Below are 7,095 nucleotides of genomic sequence, written 5' to 3'. Positions count from 1 at the left end.
GTTCCGTTTAAAGGAACCCCGGTCTTTGCCCACTATACGGTCTCCAAGGGGGCCGTTATAACGCTTACTCGGGTACTGGCGAGGTCAATGGGTAAGGACGGGATTTGTGTCAACGCCGTTGCCCCCGGCCTGACGAGAAGCGAGAGCCTGGCGGAGGCACGGGGAAAGCTATTAGATGAGGACGACGAGCTTTAGATAAAGAGCCGGGCAATTCCACGTAGCGAATACCCCGAAGACCTGGTCGGAGCTATTGTCTTCTTTTTGTCGGACGCCGCCAACTTCATCTCGGGCCAGACCCTTCTGGTGGACGGTGGCTCCCACATGAACTGAGCAGGGAGACGGCGTCTCTTCCTGTAGAAAGAGGCTGTTTGAGACTGGGCAGTCTTTACAGAGCAGTTGAATAGAGTCTTATTCCGGCCTGTAGTGCATGACCCTCAAGGGTTTTAGCTTGAAGGCATTGCAGGCGTTCCGCTCTTGGGGGCAGTTGGACATGGCTACCAGAACATCCATGTCGGCCCTGAAATCGACGTAATCTCCAGCCTTGGATTTGGGTTCTTCGATGGTATAGTTCCCGTCCGGCTGGATGGGGCAGTTCATGAAGACGTTCATGTTGTAGGGAATGTCTTTCCAGGCGAGCCCCCAGGGTTTGAGAGCGGTCGCAAAATTATCCCTACAGTTGGGACTGTTCGGAACGCCGTAGCGGAGCTCGTTGGTGAACCGGGAGCATGCCCCCGCTAGCATGTCGTGGACGCCGCAGGTATCGGTCACGATGGTCATGAGCCTCCCCGACTCGTCGGAGAATAGCGAGTAGCCAAGACGGGGGTAGACCTGGCGGTTCAGATTCACCGTGTTTTCGGGAGAGAGTCTTTCATCCAGCCGGTTCAGGTTAAAGATGACAAAGTCCGCCACCTGCTTTCCCTCGATGTCGATGATTCGGAAGATCTCCCCCTTTCGAATTTCGCGGGCGTAGTAGCCGCGCGGCTCGATGATCTTGTCCTCCAGGATTTTTCCTGAAATCTTGTCAGCGTCCATATCGATGGCTGCGCTCTCCTTTCAGGGAAGAGGTTTGATATAAAGGCGCGTCATTATAGAGCGCTACTCCCAGCGGGATCAACCTCTGTTTACGTACAAAGTGCGACCAGCGCTTTTTTAGCTCCCTAGGTTTGGGCAGAGGAGGGACCTCAACAAGCTCCGGCTTCGAGCTAACGTCTCGTTTGGGGGCCCCGGCTGAGAGGGCGGCGGGGTCCGGTGGCGCCGGCGCCGAAGTCACCCCAAGCTGCTGGTCCCGTCGCACTCGCCGTGCGGCCCTTCCGATGCAACCGGGGCGCAGAACACCTTCCCTCTCACGGGCCTGACGGAAACCCGCTTCGGGGCTCCCCTTAAAAGGCCAGGTCGTTCATCCACGGCGCTTTGTATTTCTTCGCCAACTCCAAAAGCTTGCCACTGGCGATGATCTGGTTAATGGCGGTGTTGATGAAGTTCAGGATATCCTGGTCTTCTTTGTTCACCGCCCAGGCGACCATGTTCTTGCTGTAAATCTTACTCCCAAGCACCGGCTTAATGCTCGGCTGGGTAGCCAGGGCGTGATTGACGGCGATCGAGTCGCCGATGCCGATGTCCACCTTCCCCGTCACCACCTCCAGCATGGTCAGCTCTTCCGTCTTGACGACGCGCAGCTTGGCCTTGGGGGCGATCTTTTTCAGCCACTCCATCTCCCCAGTTCCCTGGGTGACGGAGATGGTGATATCGGGATTGTTCAGGTCTTCGGGGCTCTTGAACCTGTTTTCCCCCTTCTTGGCCACACCCTTGTAGCCCAGTAGGTAAATGGGCCGGCTGAAGTTCACGACTAGGGCCCGCGTCATCTTGGAGTACGTGGAGGCAATGGAGAGGTCAATCTGCCGGGACTGCAGCCCCGCGATGAATGTGGCCCAAGAAAACTCCTTAAACACGCACTTGACCTTAATTGTCTCACAGATGAATTTGGCGGCATCTACGAAGACGCCTTTGTACTCGCCGGTCTTGGGGTCCTTGATCACATCGGTGGCGAACGGGACGACGCCGATGTTGAACACCTTCGCCTTGGTAATGTCGCGCATGCTCTTCGCGGCCGCGGGCGACACCGTAAAGGCCGCCAAAGCCAGAACGGCGGACAGAATCGCCAAAGGACGGCATATGCGTACAGCTCTTGAAATCATGGTTTTCCTCCTTTTCTTCTGCATGGACTTTCGCCCATTGTTGCCCCTTGGTCAGATGACCCTCTAAAGACAGCAGTTATAGCATTTTCATGAAACCATGCAAATTAAAATTCTTCATGGACAACCAGCGAGAGAAATTCCCGCGTCCGCCGCTCGCCGGGACTTTTCAGGACTTTTTCTGGCGGCCCCTCCTCCACGATTACCCCCCCGTCCACAAACACGACCCGGTCAGCCACCTTGGAAGCGAAGCCCATTTCATGGCTCACCACCAGCATCGTCATCCCCTCTTCAGCAAGCTGCTTCATCACTTGCAGGACCTCCTTCACCAACTCGGGGTCCAAGGCCGAGGTAACCTCGTCGAACAGAATGATCTGTGGGTGCATGGCCAGAGCCCGGGCGATAGCCACACGTTGCTGCTGTCCGCCCGAGAGGCGCGAGGGATATTCGTTGCGCTTGTCGCTCAAACCCACTTTGACGAGAAGCTCATCGGCGATCCCCTCGGCTTCGGTTCTGGATAGCTTCTTCACCATGATCAGGGCCTCGATGATGTTGCCGAGGGCAGACTTGTGGGGCCAGAGGTTGAAGTGCTGAAACACCATCCCCACCTTCGTCTGGACCCTCCGCAGCGCGGCGCCCTTCACCCTGTACAGGCGACCGTCGCGTACGGCCCGGCCCAAGAGCTCGCCCTCCAGATAGATTCTCCCTTCAAAGTCTTCCTCCAAGTAGGCGATACAGCGAAGAAGGGTGCTTTTCCCGGAGCCTGAGGGCCCGATGATGCAGAGCACCTCCCCCCGACCCACCTCGAGGTCGATCCCCCGAAGGACCTCCAAGGAGCCGAATCGCTTATAGAGACCCTGCACGCGCACCATCGGCTCTCCCATGGGCCTAAATCCTCCGGGCCAGGTAGACCTCCGCCCGCCGGGCGCCAAAAGCCACGGGAAAGATCAAGAAGAAGTACACGATCCCCAGGACAGTGTACATCTCGAGCGGGCGGAAGGTTTGCATGATAACGTTATCGACCGAGTGGAGCAACTCGTATACTCCGATCACCGAGGCCAAAGACGTGAGCTTCAAGATGTCGGCGAAATTATTGACCAGAGGGGGAAGCATGCGGCGGAAGACCTGAGGCAGGATGATCCGACGCATGACCTGGACGTACGTCATCCCCACGACCTTGGCAGCGTCCATCTGGCCCTTATCGATGGAGGCTATCCCCGCCCGCAAGATCTCCGCCACATAGGCAGACATGTGGATGGAAATGGCCAGGACGCACGACCAGAACGCTGTCAGTTTGAGTCCCACAAGGATAGGAAAACAATAAAAGATCCAGACGATCTGCACCAGGAGAGGGGTATCCCGAAGTACCTCGACGTAACAAGAGGCGGGAAAGGAAAGGAGCCGGTATTTGCTCTGCCGCGAGATGGCCACCAACAGGCCCAGCCCCATCGAAAAGACAACTGAGTACATGCTGAGTCCCACCGTGATCAGAGCCCCCTTCAGGTAGACAATACGGTAGTCCCAGACGACATCGAAGCTCCACTCGTACATAACAACCTCCCCGTTGCGGGCCGCTTAAGGTTAGATCAACGGGCCTGTCCGAGAGAGTTCACCCGGGGTTCACAAAACCAGGCCCCGAAAGAACTACCTCCCCCTCCCACCCGCGGTCCGAACACCGCCTTCTACCGACGGTGGATGGCGGTGTCAAGTATTCCCGGGACTCGACACTCTGCCCTGGCCTCACGTGGGGTCAATCCTCCAGAGCCGGCCCGGGGTCCCGCGCCCAGGGGGGGGGCTCTACTCGTGCTCGGTGAGACGAACCAGGGGCTCCTCCCGCAGTCGCCCGATGCCCTGACTCCCCCAGCGCTTGCCCCGGATCCGGGGAAGCTCATCCAAGTAACTGAAGTCCTCCAGGATCTCCGTCCGGGGGGGTTTTCCCGATATGTAATCGGGGTAGTTCTCCAGGGGATACTCCTCGAGGGGCCCTCCCATGTGGTCTTCCTCACCCCGGTCGCAAATCCCGAAGTTTTCATCGGTTCTCCCCCATACGATAGGTTTTCGAGGAAGCGTTGTATACTGAACTTGACGAATCTCTAAACGGGAATTCGGCTCCTCGTCGGGGTCCGACAGGTTGGGTTTTGCGGCTCCCCGTTGCGGACCCCTTGTTCTCCGCACCCGAAAGAAACCTACCCTCGCTCTAAGATCGTTTACACTCCCACCGGGTGGAGCTCCCGTGATGCCTCCCTACGGTTCGTACACCTGTACGCGTAGGGGCTTTCCCGTGGAGGGACAGGCGCTGAGCCCGCAGAGAGTGTCCATCTCCGCGACAAAATCGATATAGTCCCCGGGCTTGCTCCGTCCGTCCTCGATACCCATCTTGCCCGTCTTCGGGTCGATGTCCACGGTCTGAAAGATGTTCAGGGGGTCGGGGATGTCCTCAGGGGCGATGGGCCAGTTCTTCAGGGCCTCCTGCAAGACTTCGTAGCACCCGAAGGGAGGCGGGCCAAGAGGGCCGCCCACGGTGAAGCGGTCGGTCAGACCGTGATAGGCCCCACCCGAGTAGTTCTGATAGACCCACGCGCTGCACATCCCATACTGCAGGTCGTGAATGCCGTAGGTATCCGCCATGATGGTGAGCAGGACGTGATTGTCACGGGTATAGAGATGATCCCCTGTGGTGACGAGGATCTTTCCCTGATCCGCCTTGGTTCGAGCCTGGCTGAATCGCTCCTTCAAGTTATTGGCGTTGAAGCAAACGAAGTCACCGATCTGACCGCCGTCCACTTCAATGACCCGGATGTGCTTTCCCTTCTCCACCACCCATGCGCCGCCCTTTCGGGCCGGAACTACCTCTTCCGTCAGGATCTTCATGGAGCTCCCCCTACGCTGATCTGAGAATCGACCGAGAGAAGGTCACGGAGAGTACGATTCCCCGCTCACGGGGAGGTGCCGCCGGTTATTAAATTGCTCTTTGATAGATCCAGGAAAAGCATTGCCCCCGTGTCATGTGCTGCTTAAAGCACCAGGCGTTCAAAATGACTTCTCCATGCTGCAGGTACCTCGGTCGGTTGGTCTCGAGGACGATCTTTACTTCGGCGGCTGCCTAGGACCCCCCCCTTAGCCCTCAGCCAAACACCCTCATTTCGGTTTGGTCTTTGATAGCAAAAAGTGCATTTTCAGTCAACAACGCCGTTCCATAGCGCACAGGGAGATGATAGGAATTTGTCTCCGATTTATCAACTCCGAGAACTGTAAATTGCTTCTGACAACCATTCTGCCTTTGCCCTGTTCGCGACACGGATCATCATGCGCTCGCTATCGATGTCAGCGATCTCGAGGTTGACTTACTCGCTTACCCTGAGCCCGGCCGAATAGGTAGGCCGAGTGTACCTTCCAAAATTCGATCCGCAGCGGAAATCCTTAGTTATCCGGATTCCGGTCATTCGCGTAATGCGAGGGAGTTGAAGGTAAATGAATTCCTTGCTAGAGAGCAGCCGGTCGGCCTCAGCCTGTCCCGGCCAGGCTGAGCACGGTTCTCAGCAGCACGTTGGCCCCTGCCGCGGCATGCTCCGGGAGAATATCCTCGATTTCATTGTGGCTGATCCCTCCTTTGCAAGGAATGAAAATCATCCCAGTGGGGCAGATATCCGCCAAATACTTGGCGTCATGTCCTGCGCCGCTGGCGATGCGGCGGCACGAATATCCCAAACTCGAGGAGGCGCTGCCGACTGTGTCCACGATCCGTTTGTTGAACTCGGTGGGCGGCACGTGCCAGATTTCTTCCATTTCCAGCTCGAGGCCCATGCGGGCCGCAATTTCCTCGCAATCGGCGCGGAGGCGGGAGTCCAACTCCAACAGCACCGCATAGTCCGGACAGCGGATGTCGATGGAAAAATTCACTTCCTGATTGATCACGTTAATGGAACCTGGCGCGACCGAAAACATACCCACCGTGGCCACAGCATCGGGCCGGATCGAACGGATCATCTGGTCTATGGCATCGACCATGCGCGCGGCGCCAAGCAAGGGATCGCGTCGCACTTCCATTGGGGTCGTGCCGGCATGGGCGTTCATCCCCCGCACTTGCGCCTTGATCCACTTCATGCCCTGAATCCCAGTGACGGCCCCGATGGTCTTCCCTTCGGCTTCCAGGATAGGCCCCTGCTCGATGTGGGTCTCCAGGTAGGCATGGATGGGCCGGGGACGGCATGGGGTTTCGCCCATGAACCCAATGCGCTCCAATTCCTGGCCCACACCTTTTCCTTCCAGGTCGGTGATGCCATAAACGGCCTCCAGTTCCATAGCCCCGGCAAACACCCCGCTGCCCATCATGGCCGGCTGGAAGCGCGATCCCTCCTCATTGGTCCAAACGACGACCTCCACTGGCCGGGCGGTGGTCACCCGATGGTCATTGAGCGAGTGCACTACCTCCAGCGCGGCCAACACACCATACACCCCGTCAAAGCGGCCGCCCGTGGGCTGAGTATCCAGATGGGAACCGCTGATCACCGGCTCCGCCTGCTTATCAGCACCGGGACGTCGGGCAAAGATGTTTCCCATGGCATCGATGCTGATTGTGCAGCCGGCCTCCCTGGCCCAGGAAATAAACAATTCCCTTCCCGCCTTATCCTCATCGGTCAGGGCCAGCCGCCTGCTGCCCCCAAGAGGGGTCGCGCCGATCTTCGCCATTTCGGCCAGCGATTGCCATAAGCGGTCTGAATTTATGCCAATCTCGCTCATCTTCACCTCCTTTTCATAGCCTGGTGACATTCGGTGGTTGCCTGGTCTTTCGCCTGAGGGTACGTTTCCGCCGCGGATCACGGACTGGAGAAAGGCGGCATCCTTGACCGGTTACTGAAAAACTTATTCAACCCTGCGGCTCACTTCCCCCGGTTTGTTGAAT

General features: G+C 57.8%; 7 protein-coding genes and 1 pseudogene. 1 reads left to right on the top strand and 7 read right to left on the bottom strand.

Features of this window, described 5'->3' with window-relative positions; all coding sequences use genetic code 11:
- Positions 1 to 330: pseudogene (locus tag O6929_08140) on the top strand (SDR family oxidoreductase).
- A 78-nt stretch (positions 331 to 408) separates the two neighbouring features.
- Here the strand turns inward: O6929_08140 and O6929_08135 are convergent.
- The 7 genes from O6929_08135 to O6929_08105 all read right to left on the bottom strand — a co-directional run bounded on the left by O6929_08135 (position 409) and on the right by O6929_08105 (position 6,932).
- A complete protein-coding gene (locus O6929_08135; protein MCZ6480355.1) occupies positions 409 to 1,032 on the bottom strand; it encodes an urea carboxylase-associated family protein in 624 nt (207 codons plus the stop codon).
- A gap of 347 nt (positions 1,033 to 1,379) precedes the next feature.
- On the bottom strand, positions 1,380 to 2,195 hold the full coding sequence (locus O6929_08130; protein ID MCZ6480354.1) for an ABC transporter substrate-binding protein: 816 nt from the start codon (positions 2,193 to 2,195) through the stop codon (positions 1,380 to 1,382).
- A 104-nt stretch (positions 2,196 to 2,299) separates the two neighbouring features.
- Complete coding sequence (locus tag O6929_08125) at positions 2,300 to 3,064, bottom strand: amino acid ABC transporter ATP-binding protein (protein MCZ6480353.1); 765 nt, start codon at positions 3,062 to 3,064, stop codon at positions 2,300 to 2,302.
- Between the two features lie 16 nt (positions 3,065 to 3,080).
- Entirely contained in the window at positions 3,081 to 3,743 is a 663-nt protein-coding gene (locus O6929_08120) for an amino acid ABC transporter permease (GenBank protein ID MCZ6480352.1), read from the bottom strand.
- A 246-nt stretch (positions 3,744 to 3,989) separates the two neighbouring features.
- On the bottom strand, positions 3,990 to 4,184 hold the full coding sequence (locus tag O6929_08115) for a hypothetical protein (GenBank protein ID MCZ6480351.1): 195 nt from the start codon (positions 4,182 to 4,184) through the stop codon (positions 3,990 to 3,992).
- A 252-nt stretch (positions 4,185 to 4,436) separates the two neighbouring features.
- Positions 4,437 to 5,063: an urea carboxylase-associated family protein gene (locus O6929_08110; protein MCZ6480350.1), complete on the bottom strand. Its 627-nt coding sequence runs from the start codon at positions 5,061 to 5,063 to the stop codon at positions 4,437 to 4,439.
- Between the two features lie 633 nt (positions 5,064 to 5,696).
- Positions 5,697 to 6,932, bottom strand: a complete 1,236-nt coding sequence (locus O6929_08105) for a Zn-dependent hydrolase (protein MCZ6480349.1) — start codon at positions 6,930 to 6,932, stop codon at positions 5,697 to 5,699.
- Positions 6,933 to 7,095 lie beyond the last annotated feature (163 nt).

Source organism: Candidatus Methylomirabilota bacterium (assembly GCA_027293415.1).
Lineage (GTDB): Bacteria > Methylomirabilota > Methylomirabilia > Methylomirabilales > CSP1-5 > CSP1-5.
Note: the sequence above shows the minus strand (reverse complement) of the source record. Positions and strands in the feature narration are given on the sequence as shown.